Genomic DNA, 22,245 nt, shown 5'->3' with positions numbered 1-22,245 from the left:
TTTATAATAACAAATTATTAACAAGGTTTAAATATAAATGCTATTATGGAATTGTGAACTTTTATAGAGGAGCAAAGCTATGGAGAAGTATTTAATATGTCTGGATTTAGACGGAACACTATTGACGGATGAAAAAACAATCAGTCCGTACACAAAAAAGGTTTTAAATGAACTTAAAAGTCAAGGCCATGAGATCATGATTTCAACGGGGAGACCTTACCGTGCGAGTGAGCCTTACTATACAGAACTGGGTATGACTACGCCTGTTGTCAATTTCAACGGTGCTTTCGTCCACCACCCGCACGACTTCGATTTCAAAACGGTCCATGAAGAGCTGGATCTTGATGTTGCCATCGAGATTGCAAAGAGAATTCCTGATCTTAATATACAAAATATAGTCGCTGAAATAAAAGACACGGTCTACCTTCATTATCATGATGAAGTTTTATTTGACGCGTTCAGCATGGGCGAGCCGGTCATCAAAGTCGGCGAGCTGACTCAGACGATGGAAGAAGGACCGACAACAATCCTGATTCAGGCAGAAGAAAAAGAAATTCCGGCAATCAGACAGGAATTGGACGATCTGTTCGCGCAAGCGATTGAACACAGACGCTGGGGCGCACCGTATCCAGTTCTTGAGATTATCAAAAAAGGCATCAACAAAGCAGTCGGTGTGGATTATGTCCGCGGATATCTTGGCATCGACCATAAAAACACCATCGCATTCGGCGATGAGGACAACGATACCGAGATGCTTGAATATGTGCAGCATGGCGTCGCGATGAGCAATGCCATCGAAGATATTAAATCCGTTGCGGATTATGTCACCGGATCGAACAACGATAACGGTGTCGGTAAATTTTTAGCAGATTACTTTAATTTAAAAATATAAAATACGAAAGGGGTATACTATGATTTTAATTGCAGACAGCTGTGCGGATATGACGTTGGAAGACAGTAAGGAACGGGGTATAGAAGTTTTGCCTCTGACAATCAATATCGGTGAGAATGACTATAAGGACCAGATTGATATTTCCAGTGAAGAAGTACTTCAGGCAATCACTGACGGTGAGCGTCCGAAAACTTCCCAGATCAACCCGGAAAATTTTGTTGAAAGTTTCAAACCTCACGTTGAAAAAGGGGAATCCATCCTTTATATCGCATTTTCAAGTGAGTTATCAGGAACGTATCAAAGTGCAGTCATTGCACGCGACACCATTCTGGACGATTATCCTGATGCGGATATCACAATCATCGACTCACATGCTGCAAGCTACGGCCTCGGCATGATTGTTGAAAGTGCGAGTGATGATATAAAAGACGGCCTTTCAGACGACGAAGTGATTAAAAATGCTGAAAGAAATATTAAAAATATCCGTCACTTCTTTACGGTCAACGACCTGGACTACTTGGCAAAAGGCGGCAGACTATCCAAAGGCAGTGCATTTCTCGGCGGTCTTTTAAATATCAAGCCTCTCCTTCATGTTGAGGACGGCAAACTCGTTCCACTCGAGAAACACCGCGGCGTCAAAAAAGTATTCAAAAGTATGATCAAACATATCAATGATGATCAGGTCACCGGCAAGATCCACATCACACAATCAAATGCACTGGATTCCGCTGAGCAGCTCAAGGAAAAAATACTTGAGGAAACTGAAGTTAAAGTGGTCAACATCAGCATGATCGGCCCGACAATCTCCAGCCACACAGGTAACGGAACAATCGCAATGTTTTACTTCAATGAAGGAGTGTAATTAATGGCAAAAGTCATTGTAGTCGGCGGTGTCGCAGGCGGTGCTACCGCAGCGTCTCAGCTGAGACGCCTGAACCAGGAACTGGACATTACCATTTACGAAAAAGACCGCGATATCAGTTTTGCGAACTGCGGCCTGCCCTACCATATCGGCGGCGAGGTCGACGAGCGCCGTAAACTTATTGCAGCGACACCTGAATCATTCAATGAGAAAAGCGTGTCCGTGTTTACTTATCATGAAGTGACAGGCGTGAATACCGACAAGCAGTTTGTCACTGTCAAAAACATCACAACCGGCGAAGAATTCAACGATACTTACGACTATTTGATCCTTTCTCCGGGCGGCAGGGCGAGAATCGTTTCCGGTCTTGAAGATGTCGAAGAAGCACTCTCGCTTCATAACATAGAAGATATGGACAGAATCATGGCGTTTATTGATGAGAATAAAGTTCAGGAGGCCATTGTCGTCGGCACCGGCTTCATTGGGATGGAGATGGCCGAGAATTTAAGGTTGCGCGATATCGGTGTGACCGTCGTCCATAGAAATGAAAATATTTACGGACACATTGAGGCAGATATCGTTGCGGTCCTTCATCAGGAAATGGAGAAGAACGGCATCGATCTGAAACTGAATGCCGAAGTCGAGCGTTATGAGGACGGGTATCTTCATTTGACGAATAATGAAAAGGTCAAAGCACCTCTGATCATTCAAGGCATCGGACTCAATCCGAATACTGAATTTTTAAAGGGATCGGGAATCACGATGACAGACGGCGGGCTGATACCTGTTAATGAATACGGTCAGACTAACGTGGAAAATGTCTATACACTCGGTGACGTCATGGAAACTAAATATCTCCATGTACCGGAAGTGCCGGCAAACATTAAACTTGCCTGGCCGGCCCACCGCATCGCCTACGTTATCGCTAACCATATTCATGGTGAATACGATGTGAAATTCGAAGGTCTTCTCGGTACGAATATAATGAGATTCTTCGATTATGAAGTCGGTTCAGTCGGCATTCCACAGGAAGCCGTCCGTGATTATGAACATTTCGTCATCGACCATCAGCAAAATTTCAAAGCAGGCTATATGGAAGGTGCGTCGAAGATCAGAATCAAAATCTATATAGCAAATGACGGTACAATCCTGCGGGCGTCCATCATTTCCAAACGCGGTGCCGATAAACGACTGGATACTTTGGCAACACATATACGGATGGGCGGAAAAGCCCAGGACCTCGTCAATATCGAAGTCGCCTATTCACCGCCGTTCTCAAGTCCGAAAAGTTTCCTGAACATGGTCGGATACAAAACAATCGAAGAAATGAAAAAAAGAGGATTAATGTAATTTGGCTGCCACAGCTCCCCCTTCACCGGTGCGCTGTGGCTTTTTTGTGGTTGGGGAGTGATGGGAATCGTCCATCAGATGGCACGAAATTCTACTTTTCACCTGACTCGTGCCATTCCGGAGATGCAGATGGCACGAAACCAAAATTTTCACCTGGCTCGTGTCATACCTCATGTCCGGAGCCGCCACTTATAGCGCCGCGCCCACGCCTATAACACCATCAAAACAAAAAAACCACCAAAAACCCGAAGGTTTTCAGTGGCTCATCTCAAAATTATGATTGTTTCTTTTTCTTATGCTTTCTGCCGTTCCATGCTGCGAAGAAGATGAATACTGCAAATCCGCCGAAGATGATGATGCTTGCAATGATGTAGCCATTGTTGAAGCCCTGCTCTTCGATGACTGCGTAAAGCTCTGTTTCTTCACGGTCGAGGACGACGATGTATTCTCCCGGTGATGTTGCTCTGACCATATCGCCGATCAGCATGCCGCTGAGCACCTGATTGTCCTCTACATCATCGAGCGCCAGGTTGACACCGTGCGTCGCGCTCGTATCATTGACGTTTAAAATAAAGTCCACTTCGTTGGTGTGATAGCGTGTGATGTAGTGGCCATCGTTGTTATGCAGTGTTTCAAGTTCGCCTGACAGCACATTTTTATGGTCTTGGAACACCATATTGATATGCTCTAAATATTCCACAACTTCCTGGTCGGTCCAAAGATCCATCTGTGGATGGATCGTCGGCATCTCTTCACCATTGAAGGCAACTTCTGTTCCATACAGCATGCCGACCGGGCCGGGATGGCTGTACATATATGTCATGACCTGCTTGACCCGTGTGCCTGGGAACATATTTTCTTCTACTGCATGCGAAGTGAAGCGTTCACTGAACCAGTGGTCCACAAGAAGCATATTTTCTGAATCCGGAATTTCGGGCACTTCGCGGTCGACTGTTGCGAATGATTCCGCAAGCTCTGTTCTCATTGACTCGATAGCCATATAATCAAACCCGCCCGCAACCGCATCTTCGGTTGTCAAAAAGCCATAAGTCTTTATTCCTCCGGGGAGGATTTCAGACGCATTCACATCATCCTGCGCAACCATCATCGATACGCCGTCAATATTGAAGTCATCGACGAAAGTCTGGACCATATCCTGATACTCGCTCTGGACCGATTCGTCAGTCAGATCAAGAATATCGATATCTTTTTCGTTCAGGTAATCTCCGTATATTTCATTGACGTTCACGTCCTCAGCCGCATTTTCACCATCCACGGATACTGCGGGAAGGTCGACGAATACTTCAAGGTCCATGTCATGCGCGGCATCGACCAGATCATTGAGACCTTCTTCACCGCCGAGACCCGGATCGATTTCGTCATAGCTTTCAACGTCATAGCCCAAATAATCATCATCCGAGAATTTGAACACCGGAGACAGATGGATTGCTGTAAAGCCCATTTTCTTTATATAGTCGAGATTGTCTTCGATTCCTTGGAAATCCCCGCCGAAGCGCATTTCAGGGTCTTCATCCACGGTCACATTTTCATCGCTTGTGGTATCCGCATTCAAGAACCTGTCCACCACAATGCTGTATATTCTGTCTGCATCCGTATCCGTCAGATTATTGGCGGATATATATGTATATGGTGTCAGCACTGCCGCACCGGTTATAAACATTACCATCATCAACTTAAATATTTTCATTATCTATGCCTGCCTTTAGTTTCATATCATACCAGTATACTAGATTCAGATATTTTCCGGTCGGTTTTTATGAAAAGTTCATAAATTATATACAAAAAAACTGCAGACCATCAGTGGTCTGCAGCATACTGCCTAAATTAAAACATGGAGCTTAAAGGACCAAGCGGTAAATAAATACCGAGCGCGATAGTAACAATGATTACTATATAGGATATGATTTTGAGCGTATTTGCAGAACCTGAATTCTTTTGAGTTTTAATCAGGCTCATTTCCATAAGCGCAACGACCGCCAGGCCGAACAGCACTTTAAGTCCGTACATCATATGACCGTCTGAAGCACTGATGCCTTCCATGTTCTGGATATAGACGATCAGACCGCTGAAGATTAAGAAGATATAATCTGCACGTAAAATCATATGGGTCATTTTACCTGTGTTGCCCGGGCCGCTCTTCTGATAAAAGACAAGGGCGATCACATACAGGAGAACCGCAAGGACGATTGTAGTCAAGTGTAAATGTATCATTAAACTTACCTCTTTCATTTCTTTTATAAAGATTTCCGCTCCATTATAGCACCAAATTCAACATATTTTCAGCCTTTATTTTTCGATATGTGTCGTAAGTGTGCCTATTCCATTGATGGAAATGCGGATTTCATCACCTGGTTCAAGGTACTGCGGCGGATTCATGCCTGCGCCCACACCGCTCGGAGTGCCCGTTGCGATGACGTCGCCCGGCTCAAGAGTGATGTACTTGGAAATTTCGGCAATCATATCCGCAATTTTAAGGACCATGTCACTCGTTGAGCCATCCTGGCGGATTTCATCGTTCACTTTTGTGACGATGGACGTTTCTTCAGGATTCGGAAGCTCATCTTTTGTGACGATGAACGGCCCCATCGGTGAAGAACCTTTCAGGTTTTTGGATAAAAATGCCTGTGCATGCTCCCTCTGCACGTCGCGCGCCGTAATATCATTGATGATCGTATAGCCGTAGATGTAATCAAGCGCCATGTTACTGTCTATTTTCCACGCCTGCTTACCGATCACGACTGCAAGTTCACCTTCATAGTCCAGTTCATCCGTAATATCCTTGTGATTCGGAATGACTGCTTCGTCACCCGCAAGGCTCGATGCCGCTTTCGTGAAGACATACAGACTGTCCGCCTTGTTGTTCATTTCTTCAGCGTGCTTTTTATAGTTGCGGCCGAGAGCAATGACGTTGTTCGGCGGCGTCACCGGCGCTAAAAATTTAATATCATTGAAAGGTGCTTTATATCGTTCAGGATTTTCCGATGCAGTCGCCTTCTCCACTAACTTTCTGACGATTTCCTGAAAATCCAGTGTGTGATAAGTTGAGATTCCTTCGAGTAAAGTCTTTGGATAATTGTCCTCTTCTCCAAAATCCGTAAATAACTTTGGTAAAATCCATGCACTTTCTTCCCGTTTTACTTTTACCCCATAATAAGTTTCATTCTCATATTCAAAAGTTAAAAATTTCATGGAATTCTCTCCTCGCAAATTTTAGTTATATATATTATAACAAACATACTCACTTAATGTTTTCATTTCCAATCGTCACAGCACTTAATTCCTCAAGCGTTTTTACGCCATAATGCCTCAAAATGTTCATGATGACAAGCAAAACTGCATAGATGATCATTACAATAAAGATCATATTGCCGATTGAAACTTCTCCGTACAGTGTGAAGCCGATGCCGTATGATGCAACTGCCATGATCAGATTGGAACTCACATAGACAGTCAGACCCTTTTCGCCTGCCGCGCCGAATACTTTCGACAATTTTTCAGGCAGCATATCATAGATCAGGAACATCAGCATGAAGTATCCTGTTCCGAGGAGCGGGCCGCCGAAGCGTCCGGCAAATTCAGCCGCTGTGAATGAGCCGAGCGAGATGACTTCGATCATCTTGATGGCGAGGCCGCCCGCAAGCAGTGCGATCGTGATGAATATCATCAGAAGACCGTTGTTTTTGAACAGTTCGGCCACATTGAACATGTACATCACGATACCGAGCAGGACCCACGGCAGAATGCCGAGTATCCACATGAACCACTCACTCAGCTGGTAAGTGAAGAACACTTCCAGATTCAGGCCGATGATGGCAAAATAGTCACTGCTCCGGAAAGTGCCTGAAAATCTGTTCACTTCCTGGATGCTCGAATATATGATGTCCCCCGGTGAATTCAGACCGCTTAAAACGACGGTTACTCCGTTGACGGTAACATGGGCTGCCAGCAGCAGTACAAATGAGCCCAGCACGATTTTTCTGTCCGCCCTTATGAAAAGCGCCGCTGTGATCAGCATCAGGATGATGCCCGGCAATGGATCGAATCCAAAGAGGAACAGTGCAGACAGCACCGACACGATCAGCATCACGGCAAGTGTCAAAATGATATTCGGAAGCCGGTGTTCCTTGAAGGTCATCAGCATATAGCCCCCGGCAACGGCGGCGAATGGAACCGCCGCACCGCCCAGAAATATATTCATCATTTGAAAATGTGTCCGCTCGTTGCCGTAAAAGTACTCGTACGGATTGATCACATCAAGCGGTATTGTAAACCTCATGCCGTTTGACAGGCCGAGGAAAAGAATCGCAATGGCCATTATAAAAAATATGCGTCGTCTATTGTCAGTCTTCAACTTTTATCGCTCCATAAGAAAAGAAATAGAGATATACCGTCACTTCGGTACCCAGCGCCTTTTCGGCCGAACGCCGGTAAATGTCCATCTGTGTCCTGTACCGGTCCACCAGATCTTGTTCTGTAAACATCGGTGGAATCCAGTCGGTTTTATAGTCAATGATAGTATAATGGCCGTCGATTTCCAACAGACAGTCCATGATTCCCTGGACAATCTGCGATTCGTATTCCGAGTAGCCGATGGCCTGCTGATTCATGATGAACGGGATTTCAGTGTGGATCTGCTTCTGTCTGCCGAGAAGCGCCATCATCGTGCCATCATTGATGAAACGGTGGACATTTTCATGAATCTTCCTGACATGGGCTTCTGTCAGGAATGTTTCCCTGTCTTCCATATTCTGGATCAGCCGCTTGACATGGCTTTCCCTGTCCGATTTTTCAAGCGCACTGAACGCGTTCCAGTCATTCAGAAGGTGCATCATCACTTCGTGCATGATCGTCCCGAAAATCGGCGCCTCCACCTGGTCCCTTTTGAAGTTCGGCTCTTTTAAACTGACCTGTCTCGTATGCCGTATCACTTTCGCGTCCTCCGGCGGAGCGTCGTTTTTACGCTTGATTTCAGTCACCGATTCCTTATGCACGACTTTTGTCGGTTTCGGGCTGTGGTACTGGTGGTTGAACCGTTCATATAATGATTCTGAGCGCCCTGCCTCCACTTCTTCAAGCATCTCCAGCGTCAGATGATGCGTCTTTTCTTCTTCTGCATCGTCTTCGGGCGTGACTTTGTCCATCTTGATGAAATCAAAGTTTTCTTCATTCAGATATTTCAATATCGGATAAAGCAGCTGCTGCACAGTCGTGATGTTCAGCCTGTGGTCGGCCAGGACCATGCCGCCATTATATAAATACTTCTCGTCTTCCTCTTTTTTGAAGACGACCGGTATGATCAGCTGTTCGACTGCACGGGTCATCGCCACATAGATCAGGCGCATCTCTTCCGATATCGTTTCTTTTTTGATGTACTCCTGCATCACGGTCGAATGGATGCTCGGCAAGATCGTATTATGCTCCGGCCTGAACTGTCTGAATCCGATGCCGTAATCCGCATGGACGATGACCCTCGCCTGCAGATCCCTGAAATTCAACCGTCTGTGAATGCCTGCGTATATGACATATTCGAACTCCAGCCCTTTTGAAGCGTGTATTGTCATGACGCGTAAAATATCATCATCCGGCGACACTGTGTTTTCCTCGCCGAAATCCTGGCCGTCCTCGATCATCCGGCTGATCGTCGTAATGAACTGGTACAGGGAAATATGGGACATCTCTTCAAATTCCATCGCCTTTTCAATCAGGCCGTTCAAATTCGCCCGTCTGTTCTCACCGCCTGGAAGGCCGGAGAAATATTCCGGCAGATTGAACTGATAATAAATTTCATCGATGAGCTCGGGCACACTCAAGTACCTCGCCTGCATCCTCAGTTCATCCAAAATGATGAAGAACTGATCGATTTTATTTTTCAAGTCATCTTCCGTGCCGTACTCACTGCATGCTGTGTAAAAGTAATCCGCATCCGACAGAGAACGGATCTTCGCAATATCCTCCTCGCTGAAATCAAACTGAGGCAGACGCATCGTACCGACAAAGTGGTCGTCCTGCAGAGGATTGTCGATGATGGATAATATGCTGAGCAGTGTGCGTACTTCAAGAGTATCCAAATAGCCCGTCCGGTTGTTGACGTAGACCGGCAGCTCCGCTTCACTCAGCATTTTGCGGTAGTCTTCATTATCCCTCGTGTTGCGGGTTAATATGACGATATCTTTATAGTTCGCACCTTGACGGACCTTTTCTTTGATGACATTGATGATATGTCTGATTTCAGTGTTGCCGTCAATCTCATCGGCATTTTCCAAAATATGCACTTCCTGTCGGATTTCCGGCGCATCCAGATAGTTGCCCTGGACCAGTCTCTGGCCTTCGTCATAATCGATTTCACCGACCGTGGAATCCATGATCCGTTCGAATACACTGTTCGTCAGATCCAGCACTTCACCTTTAGAGCGGAAGTTATGGTTCAGATGGATTACCTTTCCGCTGCCGGGTTCTGAAAACCGGCTGGCTTTTTCTATGAACAGGGACGGGTCCGCCTGTCTGAATTTATATATCGACTGTTTGACGTCTCCGACCATGAACAGGTTGCCGTCATGTTCACCGCCTGTTTTGAGCAGTGAGATGATCGCTTCCTGCACACGGTTGATATCCTGATATTCATCAATCATGATTTCCTTGAACTGTGCCTGATAGATTTTCGCGACTTCATGATCGTTCGCATTCAAAATTGCGAGCGCATAATGTTCATAGTCCGAAAAGTCCATCTCATTTCTGCTTTCTTTCTTCTCTTTGAAAAGTTCCATTACATCTATCGCGATCTGGACCAAAGTATTATTCATCTGGTTCATCGGCGACAGTTCACTTTCCACTTCTTCGTAAGTGTATGCATAAAGCGCCCGCAAGTCATTATAGGAATCTTTCACTTTATTCTGCGAAGCGGTCAATTCTTTTTTCGCGTCAGGATCTGCGATCTTCTTGAAAAATGATGTCCTGCCGTCTTTCAACTGGAACGGCGGAAGTGTTACCGCCCTGCCCCGCAGATTGTCTTCCCGCGCAAATTCCACCGTACGGATCATATCCGAAAGTGCATCGAAGGCGTCTCTTCTGTGCGTATCTTTCAACTCTTCATGGTATACCGAATTATAATCCCTATGCAGGTCTTCCAATGATGATTCCAGCGCAATCAGTTTATGTCTGATGATGTCGTTGTAGTCATCCAATATATTCTGCATATGACTGTCATCTTTATACTGGTCTGACTGGGAAGTCAGGTAGACAAGCGGCTCCGGGCTTGCGACAGCGGTGTAGTACATACTTTTGATGATGTCTTTCAGCCCGCTGTTGTTCTTGTCGGAGGCAGTCATCAGATTCAGCTCTGTGAACGCTTCTGAACTTTCCTCATAGTAGTGTTCCAGCACCTGGTCGATTGCACGTTCCAGACGGATCTGCCCCTCGATATCAGCCAGTGTCCGCATATCCGGTGAAATGCCGATGACGTTGTAATGCATCTTGATCAAATAGAGACAGAAGCTGTGAAGCGTCGATATATGCGCTTCATTCAGCTTCAGAATCTCTTCGTTCAGACGCACGTCTCCGGTTTCCATATACTTTTTCCTGAGTTCTTTTTCAATCTTCTCTTTCATGTCTTTCGCACTCATATTCGTAAATGTCGAAACGAGCAGTTCATCCACCGAATACCGGCCGCCGACGATGTTCTGGATGATCCGTTCGACAAGCACCGTCGTCTTGCCGCTGCCGGCTGCGGCTGAAATCAGAATATCCGAGCCGCTGTAATGTATCGCTTCATACTGTTCATCCGTCCATGTCACCATCATCCGTCACCTCACTTTCAAATTTCCCGATTTCAGTTTCATCCATCTCCTGTTCGCGGATGTCGCGCGCATTCAGTAAATAATCCACACGGCAGGCAAATTTGAAATCACAGAAATTACATGGCAGGACATCATTCACCGCCATCGGGTTCACTTTATTCGCTCCGCTGTATATGTCATCTGTCACCGTCTTATACAGTTCCATCACATAGTCCGCATAATGGCTGAACAGTGCCGGGCTGAAATAGCGCCCTTTCGTCCGTGCGTTGATCTTGCCTTTTTTTGAAACCGTGATCGGATAATATTCTCCGTACTCCGTATAGTCATCGAGGTCTCTGAGCAGTCCGGCGAGGCCCACGGAAGTTTCGTCAAGATACTCATTGAACGACGGATGTTCATTGATGAACGCACCGTCGGGTTTGAGCTGTCTATTCTGTTCTTTGATGATGTCTTCCGGGTCCTTCTCCTCTTTCAGATTGAGGACCGGATCCTTAACCGGGAAGAACAGCATGCTGTTCGGTTTGATTTCCCCGTCGAATAAACTATCGCCCTTTTCGGTGAGAACATACATATAGGTGATCATCTGCAGCTCGAGACCGTTCAGGATGCCGGCCCTTGAGATGCTTCTTGTACTCGACTTATAATCGATCAGATTGACGTATGAACTGCCGCCGGTATTATACGCATCGATGCGGTCGATCTTACCCCGGAGGGCGATTTTTCGGCCATCGTTACTCTCGAGAGTCACTTCGCCGAGATCATCCTGCGCTTTGCCGAATGCCATTTCTACGCGGGAAATCTTATATTCCCCGAGCCGTTCAATATCCCGCATGAAGTGGATCAGGCGCTCCAGTGCATCTTTTGCACGCCTTTTCAATGAAGCGTTATAAAATGATTCGTTGAAGATGCCGTGCTGGATGGCCGCAGCTTCCTCGTCAATCGCCGTTTCAATGATACGTCCGATATGGTCGTTCTCATGCTGGAATGTGAAACCGAGAGCTCTCGTCACATGCTCAAGCACGTGGTGATACAGGTTACCGAGGTCGAGCGGCGCCACTTTGAACGGCTGCCTGACATTCAGTCTGAGTCCGTAATTTGAAAAATGCTGGAACTCACAACGGTTGAATGACTCGAATCTTGACACACTTGCAAGCATTGATTCACCGTATATTGCTTCTGCCGTCTCATGCGAAATCGGCTCCGAACGGTTGTCATCCGTCAGGCTCGCTTTGATTCTCGAGTACATGCCTGTCGTATCATAACGCTTAATCATCTGATACAGCCGGATCCAAGTGTTGAACTCAGGGTACTTTGCGATTTCCTGCACCGCAATATTATTTATGTTGAGCAGTTCCCGCATCTTCAGATGAATGAGCGGTTCCATGCTTCTTGCCGACGATACCAGTTTTTCCGGCTCGAAGTTTTCATACAGTGACGTACGGCTGTAGACCAGGTCCTTCTGATGATCCTGCTCCGGAATGATTTCCTGCACAAACGGGCTGATCTTCGTCGTCTCCCCGCCTGCGAGCGTATTGGAAAAGCTGATGTACAGACCATCGGTCGCACGTGTAATGCCGTGGTAAAAGACGAACCTTTCGTCCTGTGTGAGCACTTTGGCACTCGGCGACAGAATGATGTCATGTTTTTCGAACAGCTCTTTTTCCTCTTCCCTGATGATTGCGTTCGACCGCGTTTCCTTCGGCATGACATTTCTGTTCATGCCGATCAGAAAGACATATTTCTTGTTCTCCACTTTCGCAAGGTCGAGGTTACCGATGATGACCTGGTCGATCGTTGACGGCAGCAGATTGAATTCTGCATTCAAAAGGCCGTCCTTGAATGTTTCATAAAAGATGTCGAACGGGACTTCATCATCTTTGAAGACGATAAACGCATCATCCATCAGACGGATGAACTGGTTGTATGCCTGTTCGGTTTCATCCCTTTTGATGATGGCATCCGTATGTTCCAAATGCTCGATTTCCGCTTCAATTTTTACATCGATGCCGCGTTCGGTGATAAAGCCGTAGATGATGGTGATATATTCTTTCACCGTAGAGGCCGCGTCAAATCTGTTATACAGCTCCGACAGCTGCCCGAGCACTTTATTTTTAAAATCAAGCAGTTCCTGCACGTCTTCGGTCACATCTTTTTCGATGATTTTCCCTTCGGCACTGCGGATCTTTTTGACAGTGAATAATTCATCCTTGAATAAAGCGCCTCTCGTCAGTCCGCGCTCCAGTGCGAAGTTTTCGAACTGAAAAATGAAATCCTGTTCAGAATCCTCCGTCAGATATTCGGTCTTTAAAACATCCATCAATGCAGTGAAATCAAATTTCCGCATGTAGCATTCCAGCACCGCAATGATGAACTGGATGAATGGATGGGAATACATCGGGACCTTCCGGTCGACGTGATAAGAAATATCGAACCGTCTGAAAATCGAATGGATGTGCTGAATATAACCCTGGTCGCGGTAAAGGATGCCGATATCGTTGTAGTTCACATCTCCCGCTGCAGTCAGCCTTTCAATCTCCCGCGCCACATTCGTGACTTCATCGATGATGTTCGGCGATTCGGTGATTTTGATGCCGTCATAAAGAGTCATCGGGCGGCTGTTTGAGAAATATTCCTCAAGCTGGATCAGCCCCATCTTGCCGGAACGTCTGAACTGGTCATCGAAGTGGACGATTTTAACATCGCTACCGAGCAGCTCCTGCAGTCTTTCAATGCTCGCATCCGTCTTTCTGAAGAGGGTTTTATTTTCACCCTTATGGGTTAAAAGGACGTTGATTGTCTTCACCCTTTTCGACAGCTTGGCAATGAGCTGGAATTCACTTTCCGTAAAGTTATGGAAGCCGTCGATATAAATGACGGCGTCCTTCAGAGATTTCACATCCGGATGAAGATCCAAAGCTTTCATGAAAGTATTGATGATGTTCAGATCTTCAATATTGTAAAGTTCAATCTGCTCCAGCCAAGTTTTATATATGTGTGTCAAGTCGTACAGCTTATCCTGATAACGCTCCTTTTCAGACGTCACGAGGCCGATATCATCCACGCCGACCTGGTACGTTCTGAACTCCTTCAGCATATCGAGCACCTTTTTCGAAAACTTTATATACTGGCTCGAATCCTGATAATATTTAAAGCCTGATTTCATGTCGTTCATTATTTTATGCAGCAGCATCACCTGGCCGCTTTCCGACAACGTCTCACGGCTGCCGTGGCCGATCTCATTGAAAATATGCCAGATGAAGCGCTGGAAACTGAATACACCCGCTCTCAGGCTGCCGACGATATGCTCATTCGTCTTCGCAGTGATGATGCGTTCATACTGCAGCGTGTTCTGTGTCGGTGTGATGATATAAATATTCGGCCCCAGCGGCTCATCTGCCGTAACCGCTTCTATTTCCCGGAACATCTGATCGGTCTTACCCGTTCCGCTGACGCCGGTCCATATATTGACGACCATCGTCTCACTCCTTCATAAGTAAATAAAAGACACCGCACCGGTGTCTTTTCATCAATCAAAATTAATTGCTATTTCATTGAGCGGCCAGAATCTCAAAGCCACTTCGCCGACAATGCTGTCTTCATGGATCAGCCCGAAATCACGGCCGTCCCTTGAAATCGGCCGGTTATCGCCGAGCACCAGATAATGGTCTTCAGGGATGGTGTCGCCTTCCACCCCCAATTGTTCGAGCGTGAAGTTGTCCATGTACGAATCTTCTCTATGTACGACGTAATCTTCTTCTAAGGCTTCTCCGTTCAGATACACCTGTTTATCTTCCATTTCCACTGTATCACCGGGAGAGCCGATGACGCGCTTAACGTATGCCGGTCCCATTTCCGAGTCGAAGACGATGACATCTTCATATTCATAATCCTGGAAATTATCCATGATTTTATTTACAACGACACGATCCCCGTCTTTAAACGTCGGATCCATGCTCAATCCATCGACTGTATAGGACACAAAGAAAAATGTCCGTATAACCACTATTAAAATTACAGCAACCGCAATGGCCGCCAGCCACTCCATAATTTCTTTTTTCAAAATGATGCACCTCTATTTATTCAATTTCTTATTTAAATAACGCTGATACCATTTGGAGAACAGATACAATACCACGAGCAATACGACTGAAGTGACCAAACGGGCCGGAGAACCGAAAAAGCCGATAATATCATATCCCACAAGAGACATAGAGGCAATCATTATAAATTTTGCAACTACCAGTATCAGCAGATACACTCTCGCCCTCATATTGGATAATGCAGCAATGACATTGACAACCGATGTGGGCGTAAAAGGCAGGGCAAGCATGATGAATGCAAATGTAAAACCCCGGTCATCCACGAATCGGAGTAACCGTTCCAACTTTTCCCTCCTGTGGATATATCTCTGTGCCGTGTCCCTGAATAAAAATCTGACGACCAGAAAGACAAGAAAACTTCCTGTCACCGAAGCAGTGTAGCTCGTCAGGAAGCCGACGATTATACCATAGGAGTTGATATTTAAAATCACAATGACAAATAGAGGCAGTATCGGAACGAATGCTTCCAATATTATCAATGAAAAGCCTGCCAATATCCCAAATTGTTCAAATTGTTCGAAGATGGTCCTAATCCCCTCTTCAGTGGTAAGTAATTCAATAATCCGCTCCAATAAAAAACCTCTCCTGAAAAATTATAGGCTATATTTCTAGAATATAGCCTATTATATCATTATTCATTATTATATTATTTTTATTGGAGTCTGTCATTTAATTCCTTCCGTAAGTTTTCAAATCCAGGTTTGCCGAGAAGCGCAAACATATTCTTCTTATAAGCCTCTACACCAGGCTGATCGAACGGATTGACACCGAGCAGGTAACCGCTCATCGCACATGACAATTCAAAAAAGTACACGAGATAGCCATAAGTCCTGGCACTGAGGTCCGGCACTTCGATCAGAATGTTCGGCACTCCGCCGTCGACGTGGGCAAGCACCGTGCCCTCCGCCGCCTTTTTATTGACCGCGTCGACAGACATGCCGGCTAAATAATTCAGGCCGTCCAGGTTACCGCCGTCCTCTTCAATAGTCATATCGCTCAACGGTGTGCGGGCTGTCACAACCGTTTCAAATAAACTTCTCCTGCCATCCTGTATATACTGGCCGAGTGAATGCAGATCCGTCGTGAAGTTCGCACTGTGCGGCAATATGCCTTTGTTGTCCTTGCCTTCACTTTCGCCGAACAGCTGCTTCCACCATTCTGCGAAATATTTGAAACGTTCGTCATAGTTTACGAATAGTTCCGTATCATATCCTTTTTTATATAAGATGTTTCTGGCCGCAGCATAAAGGTATGCCTGGTTTTCACCGGCATTTTTACTGTGCAGTTCGTCTTTTGCCTGTTTTGCACCCTGCAAGACATCGTCAATATTGATGTCCGCTGCAGCCATGGGCAGCAGCCCGACAGCAGTCAGCACCGAGAAACGGCCGCCGATATCGTCAGGCACAGTGAATGTTTCATAGTTTTCAGCGTCCGCCAATTTTTTCAGCGCACCCTTTTCACTGTCCGTCGTAACGAATATGCGGTCTTTGACATCGTCATATTTCTCCTCAAGCAGCTGCTTGAATACACGGAATGCAATCGCAGGCTCGGTCGTCGTGCCTGATTTACTGATGACATTGATTGAAAAATCCTTGTCTTTCAGATAGCTTTTCAGCTCGTTCATATAATGTGCGGACAGATGATGCCCCGCAAAGATTATTTCAGTCCCTTTATTTTCAAAAGTCGGCTGCAGCATTTCCATCGCCGCTTTCGCACCGAGGTAAGACCCCCCGATACCGATGACCACAAGAACATCAGAATGTCCGTTGATCTTTTCAGCCGCTTTTTTCACGCGTTGGAATTCCTCTTTGTCATATGTTTCCGGCAGCGCCGTCCATCCGAGGAATTCGTTACCCGCACCGGTTTTATCAAATATGAGATCATGCGCCGCCTCTACATAGGGGCTCAGAAGCTCCAGTTCATGATCATTCATAAATGAGTTTGTATATTGTAAGTTTAAATCTATATAGTTGTCAGACATCAAACCATCCTTCTAAATCATTGATAACTCTCATTGTAAAAATATCCGGTTAACTTTTCAAATGATATCTCTATTTTCGAGGGTGGTGACTGGTTGCCGGGTCACTCGCGACTCCCAGTGACCGGCAAGCCACGTTATCCAGTCACTCACAACTCCCAGTGACCGGCAAGCCACGTTTTCCGGTCGCTCGCAACTCCCAGTGACCGGCAATTTACGTTATCCAGTCACTCACGCCTCTCAGTGACCGGCAAGCCACGTTTTCCGGTCGCTCGCAACTCCCAGTGACCGGCAATTTACGTTATCCAGTCACTCACGCCTCTCAGTGACCGGCAAGCCACGTTATCCGGTCACTCGCAACTCCCAGTGACCGGCAAGCCACGTTATCCGGTCACTCACAACTCTCAGTGACCGGCAGCGCCCACCAATCGGTCATGCAGACACGCGTATGACCGGCAGACATACTCTGCCGGTCACATATATCATAATATTATTTAACTGCTGTACTCTTTTCAGGGATGAGATCTTTTATTTTATCATCCTCACCCTGGTGGAGGAGTTCGACAATTTTACTGCCGACGATGACGCCGTCTGAATAGCTGCCCAGTTTTTCAGCCATTTCCACGTTGGAAACGCCGAATCCTGCACATACGGGCACATCCGCAATGGATTTGATTTTCTCCAGGTGGCTGTATGTGTCGGAATCGAATGACTTTCTACCGCCTGTCGTACCTTTGATTGTGACGGCATACAGGAATCCTTCCGCCCCTTCGGACAGTTCTTTAATTCTGTTCTCGTCACTTGTTAACGTGACGAGTCGGATCAGCGCTATATCATGCTCCGAAAAATGGACTTTGAGCTCTTCCTCTTCTTCGAGTGGAACATCCGGTAAAATGATGCCGGAAACACCGGACTCTGAAGCCGATTTTGCAAATTCGGCATAGCCGATGTTCAAAATAGGATTGATGTATGTCATCAGAACAATCGGTGCCGTAATTTCATCTTTAATATTTTTCAGTTCATCCAAAATATTTTGTAATGAGATGTTCTGTTCTAGCGCACGTATTGCAGCCTGTTGGATGACCGGACCGTCTGCGACGGGATCTGAAAAAGGGATGCCGAGTTCGATGATGTCCACTCCTGACTCTTCGAGCGTCCTGATCTGGCTTTGTAATTTATCAAGTCCGCCGTCGCCGGCCATAATATACGAAATAAACGCCTTATCACCGGTTTCTTTCAGTTTATTGAATACCTCATCGATTTTAGTTTTAGTCATTGTCTTCACCTCCGAGCAGACGTTTTACTTCGCTGACATCTTTGTCGCCGCGGCCTGACAGGCAGATGACGACGACTTCATCAGCATTTTTTCCTTTTGCGGCTTCGATTGCTTCTGCCACGGCATGTGCACTTTCCAGTGCCGGAATGATGCCCTCCTTTTTACTGAGCAGCGTAAATGCATCCAGTGCTTCTGAATCGGTGCGGGAAACATAATTGACGCGCCCTGTTTCATGAAGGTGGCTGTGTTCCGGACCGATGCCCGGGTAGTCAAGACCGGCAGATACGGAGTATGCCTCTTCAATCTGCCCTGCCGCATCCTGCAGCAGATGCATCTTCGCACCGTGCAGCACGCCGACCCGTCCTTTGGAAATCGATGCTGCATATTCATCCGTATCAAGACCTTTTCCTGATGCTTCCACTCCGATCAGTTCCACACCGGTGTCTTCGATGAATGGGTAAAACATGCCCATCGCGTTGCTGCCGCCGCCGATACATGCAACAACAGTATCCGGCAGACGTCCTTCTTTTTCTATAATCTGCTCTCTCGTTTCACTGCCGATGACGCTTTGGAAATCTCTGACGATCTGGGGAAACGGATGCGGCCCGAGTACGGAGCCGAGAATGTAATGCGTATCATCGACATTCGCCACCCAGTGGCGGAGCGTCGCGTTGACCGCATCCTTCAATGTACCTCTCCCCGCATCGACACTGACGACTTCCGCCCCGAGCAGTTCCATTCTGAAAACGTTCAGTTCCTGTCGTCTGACGTCTTCCCTGCCCATAAAAATTGTGCATTCAAGGCCGAGGTTTGCACATATTGTCGCGGTTGCGACACCATGTTGTCCCGCCCCGGTTTCTGCGATGATTTTCTTCTTGCCCATGCGTTTTGCGAGCAGTCCCTGCCCGACTGTATTGTTGATCTTATGCGCACCCGTATGATTCAGATCTTCACGCTTCAAATAGATTTTTGCGCCGCCGATATGCCCGGTTAGATGCTCTGCATAATACAGCGGTGTTGTCCGTCCGACATAATCTGTCAAATAGTCATCCAGTTCCTTTAAAAATTCTTCGTCCCTGATCGCTTTATTGTATTCAGCTTCAAGTTCGTCCAGTGCCCCCATCAGAGTTTCAGGGACATATTTACCGCCGAACCCGCCGTACTTTCCTCTCTTGTCCGGAAATTCATATGACATCACCATCTAAAGCACCTCTTTAACATTTTTTATGAATTCACTTACTTTTTTATGATCTTTCCTGCCGTCAGTCTCCACGCCGCTTGAAACATCCACGAGCGCCGGCCTGAATGTCGTTACCGCCTCTTTGACATTGTCCGGTTTCAGTCCGCCGGCCAGTGCTAAACGTCTTTTATCCAAACCTTCCCGGTCAAAAGATTCCCAGTCGAAAGCCGTTCCGGTACCGCCGTAAAATTCCTTCCTCGGACTGTCTATTAAAATAAACTCGCATGGATAGTTGAATTTCTCCCGATTGGATAATTCCGAGTTGCTCGGAAATGCCTTGATCGAACGCTCTTTGAATTGTTCAACGAGCGCTTCCTCTTCATCACCGTGGAACTGTATATAATCAAGACCCGTTTGTGTAAGTGCAGCCGCCGCTTCTTCAGCTGTCGGATTGACGAATACTCCGACGGTCTTCGTCTGCTGAGTGTTCAGTTTTTTTATAATGCCGGCCGCCTGTTCGAATGTAACCTGCCTTTTGCTTGGTGCAAAGACGAAACCGATGAAATCGGCCCCTGCATCAATCGCATATTCGGCATCTTCCAATGTCTGCATGCCGCAAATTTTCACTTTTGTCATTTCTTCACCTTCAGTTCCCTGATCATTTCAGCTGGATGATCCGCCTTCATCAACGTTTCTCCAACGAGCAGACACTGTGCTTTTCCTTCAGCCATCTCCGCCGCGTCCGCTGCTGTCTCAATACCGCTTTCCGCGATGAAAAGAATATTGTCATCATAATATTTGTCGATCAGTCTGACCGTATTGTCCAAATCGACTTTGAATGTTTTAAGATCTCTGTTGTTGATGCCGATGATGTCGGGGTTGATCCGGAGTGCGCGTTTCAATTCCTCTTCATCGTGCACTTCAACGATGACTTCCATGCCGAGCGACTTCGCTTTTTCATAGTAAGTTTCGAGTTTTTCATCATCCAGTATCGTAACGATCAGCAAAATGATATCTGCACCGTGGTTGTATGCATCTGTGATCTGACGTTCATCAATGATGAAGTCCTTGTTCAATATCGGCACATCGACTGTCTTACGCACAGCTTCCAGGTCCTCAAGCGAGCCTTTGAAAAACTTCTCTTCTGTCAGTACGCTGATTGCCGTCGTGCCGCCTTCGACATACAGGGCAGCCTGTTCCGCCGGGGTCATATCCGTATTGATATCCCCTTTCGACGGTGACGCTCTCTTTATTTCGCTGATGATGCTGAGTCGTTCTTCTTTTTCGACCCGTTCCTTAAACGGGACCGGTTTTCTTTTTGATGAAGCTTCAATTACTTCCGGGCAGTCTTTTAAAGTCTCTTTTTTTGCTGCTACGATTTTATCCAGTATAGTCATTATTTTCCCTCATTCGTATAGTTGATCAGCTGTGTCAATTTTTCATCCGCACTGCCTGACGCGAGGCTGTCTTTTGCCAGTTCGATGCCTTCTTTGATGGAGTGTGCTTTTTCTGCAACGAACAGGCCGATGCCTGCATTAAGGAGCACTGTATCTCTTTGTGCATCCGTCGCTCTATTTTTAAGGACGTTCAAGAGGATGTCCTTGTTGACGTGACCGTCGCCGCCTCTTAACTGCTCCATGTCGTATTCTTTCATGCCGACATCAACAGGTTTCAGTATGTGTGTCGTCACCTGTCCGTCTTTTAAAATTGCGATGCGGTTTTCACCTGCAAGGTTCGCTTCATCCATCTCGTATGCACCGTTGACGACGACCGCTCTCTTTCTGCCGAGCGATTTAAGGACGTGTGCCATCGTTTCGACCTGGTCCCGCTTATAGATGCCGAGGTACTGGTAGTCCAGATCGACCGGATTGATCAACGGCCCGATCATATTGAAGACCGTCGGTACTTTCAGATCATTTCTCACTTTCATGATCTGTTTTATTTTCGGGTGGACATACGGTGCGAATAAAAATGCGATGCCGATATCGTTTATCTGGTCCGAGATATTTCCCGGGGAATATTTCATTTGAAGTCCGAGTGCCGTCAGAACATCCGAACTGCCTGTCAGGCTCGTAATACTTTTATTACCGTGCTTGGCGATTTTAACGCCGGCACCTGCAATGACGAATGCTGATGTCGTTGAAATGTTGAAACTGTGTGAGCCGTCTCCGCCTGTACCACAGTTATCTATGACATTCGGTATATCCTGTGGAAGTTTTGTTGCATGATCTTTCAGTACAGTAACAAGAGCTGTAATCTCTTCGACAGTTTCACCTTTTTCCTTCAACCCGACAAGCAGTGATGCCACTTCACTGTCCGTCGCCTGTCCCGTGAGCACTGCATCAAACGCTTTGTACATCTCGTCAAACGTCAGGTCTTCCCTGCGGGATAATTTTAAAATATATGGATAAACTGAAATTGTGTCCTCTGTGATTTGCACTAATGATTGTGTCATGATAAAAACCTCCATTTTAATATTTGATATAAAAAATCCTCCACCGGTCAATAGACCAATGGAGGACGGATTTCCGCGGTGCCACCTCAGTTAAGCTAATGCTTCACTCACAGTTCATAACGTCAACTACACGTGATACCTTCTTTTATCAGGCCCATTCCACTAATATGACCGGACACCCTCTCACCTGCGGGCATCTCTCTGTGACAATTCATATAAGTGTACTTACTCTGATCGATATCATTATTAATTTTTAAAATAAAAAAGCTCCCCAAAATCCTGTAAAAAGGACGGGGAGCCGTGGTACCACCTTAATTGACTGCGTAATGCAGTCCACT

The 22,245-nt window shown here is 46.3% G+C and carries 17 protein-coding genes and 1 other annotated feature (1 of these 18 cut by a window edge); of the genes, 3 read left to right on the top strand and 14 right to left on the bottom strand.

Annotation, left to right across the window (positions count from 1 at the left end; all coding sequences use genetic code 11):
* Nucleotides 1-79: 79 nt before the first annotated feature.
* From ACY8DT_RS09725 to ACY8DT_RS09715, 3 genes are read left to right on the top strand one after another with little or no spacing between them, the layout of a single operon-like run.
* Nucleotides 80-892, top strand: a complete 813-nt coding sequence (locus ACY8DT_RS09725; RefSeq protein ID WP_462420110.1) for a Cof-type HAD-IIB family hydrolase — start codon at nt 80-82, stop codon at nt 890-892.
* A gap of 19 nt (nt 893-911) precedes the next feature.
* Nucleotides 912-1,754: a DegV family protein gene (locus tag ACY8DT_RS09720; RefSeq protein WP_462420109.1), complete on the top strand. Its 843-nt coding sequence runs from the start codon at nt 912-914 to the stop codon at nt 1,752-1,754.
* Nucleotides 1,755-1,757: 3 nt separating this feature from the next.
* Nucleotides 1,758-3,104, top strand: a complete 1,347-nt coding sequence (locus tag ACY8DT_RS09715; protein ID WP_462420108.1) for a CoA-disulfide reductase — start codon at nt 1,758-1,760, stop codon at nt 3,102-3,104.
* A 274-nt stretch (nt 3,105-3,378) separates the two neighbouring features.
* Here ACY8DT_RS09715 and ACY8DT_RS09710 read toward each other — a convergent pair whose 3' ends face one another.
* The 14 genes from ACY8DT_RS09710 to trpD all read right to left on the bottom strand — a co-directional run bounded on the left by ACY8DT_RS09710 (nt 3,379) and on the right by trpD (nt 21,907).
* Nucleotides 3,379-4,812 carry an alpha-amylase family glycosyl hydrolase gene (locus ACY8DT_RS09710; RefSeq protein WP_462420107.1) on the bottom strand — a complete coding sequence of 478 codons (1,434 nt, stop codon included), beginning with the start codon at nt 4,810-4,812 and terminating at the stop codon, nt 3,379-3,381.
* A gap of 137 nt (nt 4,813-4,949) precedes the next feature.
* Nucleotides 4,950-5,336 carry a YisL family protein gene (locus ACY8DT_RS09705; RefSeq protein WP_462420106.1) on the bottom strand — a complete coding sequence of 129 codons (387 nt, stop codon included), beginning with the start codon at nt 5,334-5,336 and terminating at the stop codon, nt 4,950-4,952.
* Between the two features lie 75 nt (nt 5,337-5,411).
* On the bottom strand, nt 5,412-6,314 hold the full coding sequence (locus tag ACY8DT_RS09700; protein ID WP_462420105.1) for a fumarylacetoacetate hydrolase family protein: 903 nt from the start codon (nt 6,312-6,314) through the stop codon (nt 5,412-5,414).
* Between the two features lie 49 nt (nt 6,315-6,363).
* Nucleotides 6,364-7,476, bottom strand: a complete 1,113-nt coding sequence (locus ACY8DT_RS09695) for a DUF418 domain-containing protein (protein WP_462420104.1) — start codon at nt 7,474-7,476, stop codon at nt 6,364-6,366.
* Nucleotides 7,466-10,921, bottom strand: a complete 3,456-nt coding sequence (gene addA, locus ACY8DT_RS09690; protein ID WP_462420103.1) for a helicase-exonuclease AddAB subunit AddA — start codon at nt 10,919-10,921, stop codon at nt 7,466-7,468. The genes ACY8DT_RS09695 and addA overlap by 11 nt, the downstream gene beginning before the upstream one ends.
* Nucleotides 10,899-14,393 (bottom strand): PD-(D/E)XK nuclease family protein, encoded by a 3,495-nt coding sequence (locus ACY8DT_RS09685; RefSeq protein WP_462420102.1) that lies wholly within the window; start codon nt 14,391-14,393, stop codon nt 10,899-10,901. The genes addA and ACY8DT_RS09685 overlap by 23 nt, the downstream gene beginning before the upstream one ends.
* A gap of 51 nt (nt 14,394-14,444) precedes the next feature.
* A complete protein-coding gene (gene lepB, locus ACY8DT_RS09680; RefSeq protein WP_462420101.1) occupies nt 14,445-14,978 on the bottom strand; it encodes a signal peptidase I in 534 nt (177 codons plus the stop codon).
* Between the two features lie 12 nt (nt 14,979-14,990).
* Nucleotides 14,991-15,590, bottom strand: a complete 600-nt coding sequence (locus ACY8DT_RS09675; protein WP_462420100.1) for a TVP38/TMEM64 family protein — start codon at nt 15,588-15,590, stop codon at nt 14,991-14,993.
* A gap of 80 nt (nt 15,591-15,670) precedes the next feature.
* Nucleotides 15,671-16,999: a glucose-6-phosphate isomerase gene (locus ACY8DT_RS09670; protein WP_462420099.1), complete on the bottom strand. Its 1,329-nt coding sequence runs from the start codon at nt 16,997-16,999 to the stop codon at nt 15,671-15,673.
* A gap of 487 nt (nt 17,000-17,486) precedes the next feature.
* The gene (gene trpA / locus ACY8DT_RS09665) at nt 17,487-18,272 is read right to left on the bottom strand and encodes a tryptophan synthase subunit alpha (RefSeq protein ID WP_462420098.1); all 786 of its coding nucleotides are present in this window, start codon (nt 18,270-18,272) and stop codon (nt 17,487-17,489) included.
* A complete protein-coding gene (gene trpB, locus ACY8DT_RS09660) occupies nt 18,265-19,473 on the bottom strand; it encodes a tryptophan synthase subunit beta (RefSeq protein ID WP_462420097.1) in 1,209 nt (402 codons plus the stop codon). The genes trpA and trpB overlap by 8 nt, the downstream gene beginning before the upstream one ends.
* Complete coding sequence (locus ACY8DT_RS09655) at nt 19,474-20,088, bottom strand: phosphoribosylanthranilate isomerase (protein ID WP_462420096.1); 615 nt, start codon at nt 20,086-20,088, stop codon at nt 19,474-19,476.
* Nucleotides 20,085-20,849, bottom strand: coding sequence for an indole-3-glycerol phosphate synthase TrpC (gene trpC / locus ACY8DT_RS09650; protein ID WP_462420095.1), 765 nt, complete (start codon nt 20,847-20,849; stop codon nt 20,085-20,087). The genes ACY8DT_RS09655 and trpC overlap by 4 nt, the downstream gene beginning before the upstream one ends.
* On the bottom strand, nt 20,849-21,907 hold the full coding sequence (gene trpD, locus ACY8DT_RS09645) for an anthranilate phosphoribosyltransferase (protein WP_462420094.1): 1,059 nt from the start codon (nt 21,905-21,907) through the stop codon (nt 20,849-20,851). The genes trpC and trpD overlap by 1 nt, the downstream gene beginning before the upstream one ends.
* 283 nt (nt 21,908-22,190) lie before the next feature.
* Nucleotides 22,191-22,245, bottom strand: a binding site (T-box leader) (it continues 165 nt past the right edge of the window).

This window comes from Salinicoccus sp. Marseille-QA3875 (assembly GCF_054950095.1).
Note: the sequence above shows the minus strand (reverse complement) of the source record. Positions and strands in the feature narration are given on the sequence as shown.

Bases quoted from the DNA above. Each gene is read 5' to 3' on its own strand.
- ACY8DT_RS09725 (WP_462420110.1), top strand. From the start codon at position 80: ATGGAGAAGTATTTAATATGTCTGGATTTAGACGGAACACTATTGACG.
- ACY8DT_RS09720 (WP_462420109.1), top strand. From the start codon at position 912: ATGATTTTAATTGCAGACAGCTGTGCGGATATGACGTTGGAAGACAGT.
- ACY8DT_RS09715 (WP_462420108.1), top strand. From the start codon at position 1,758: ATGGCAAAAGTCATTGTAGTCGGCGGTGTCGCAGGCGGTGCTACCGCA.
- ACY8DT_RS09710 (WP_462420107.1), bottom strand. From the start codon at position 4,812: ATGAAAATATTTAAGTTGATGATGGTAATGTTTATAACCGGTGCGGCA.
- ACY8DT_RS09705 (WP_462420106.1), bottom strand. From the start codon at position 5,336: ATGATACATTTACACTTGACTACAATCGTCCTTGCGGTTCTCCTGTAT.
- ACY8DT_RS09700 (WP_462420105.1), bottom strand. From the start codon at position 6,314: ATGAAATTTTTAACTTTTGAATATGAGAATGAAACTTATTATGGGGTA.
- addA (WP_462420103.1), bottom strand. From the start codon at position 10,921: ATGATGGTGACATGGACGGATGAACAGTATGAAGCGATACATTACAGC.
- ACY8DT_RS09685 (WP_462420102.1), bottom strand. From the start codon at position 14,393: ATGGTCGTCAATATATGGACCGGCGTCAGCGGAACGGGTAAGACCGAT.
- ACY8DT_RS09670 (WP_462420099.1), bottom strand. From the start codon at position 16,999: ATGTCTGACAACTATATAGATTTAAACTTACAATATACAAACTCATTT.
- trpA (WP_462420098.1), bottom strand. From the start codon at position 18,272: ATGACTAAAACTAAAATCGATGAGGTATTCAATAAACTGAAAGAAACC.
- trpB (WP_462420097.1), bottom strand. From the start codon at position 19,473: ATGGTGATGTCATATGAATTTCCGGACAAGAGAGGAAAGTACGGCGGG.
- ACY8DT_RS09655 (WP_462420096.1), bottom strand. From the start codon at position 20,088: ATGACAAAAGTGAAAATTTGCGGCATGCAGACATTGGAAGATGCCGAA.
- trpC (WP_462420095.1), bottom strand. From the start codon at position 20,849: ATGACTATACTGGATAAAATCGTAGCAGCAAAAAAAGAGACTTTAAAA.
- trpD (WP_462420094.1), bottom strand. From the start codon at position 21,907: ATGACACAATCATTAGTGCAAATCACAGAGGACACAATTTCAGTTTAT.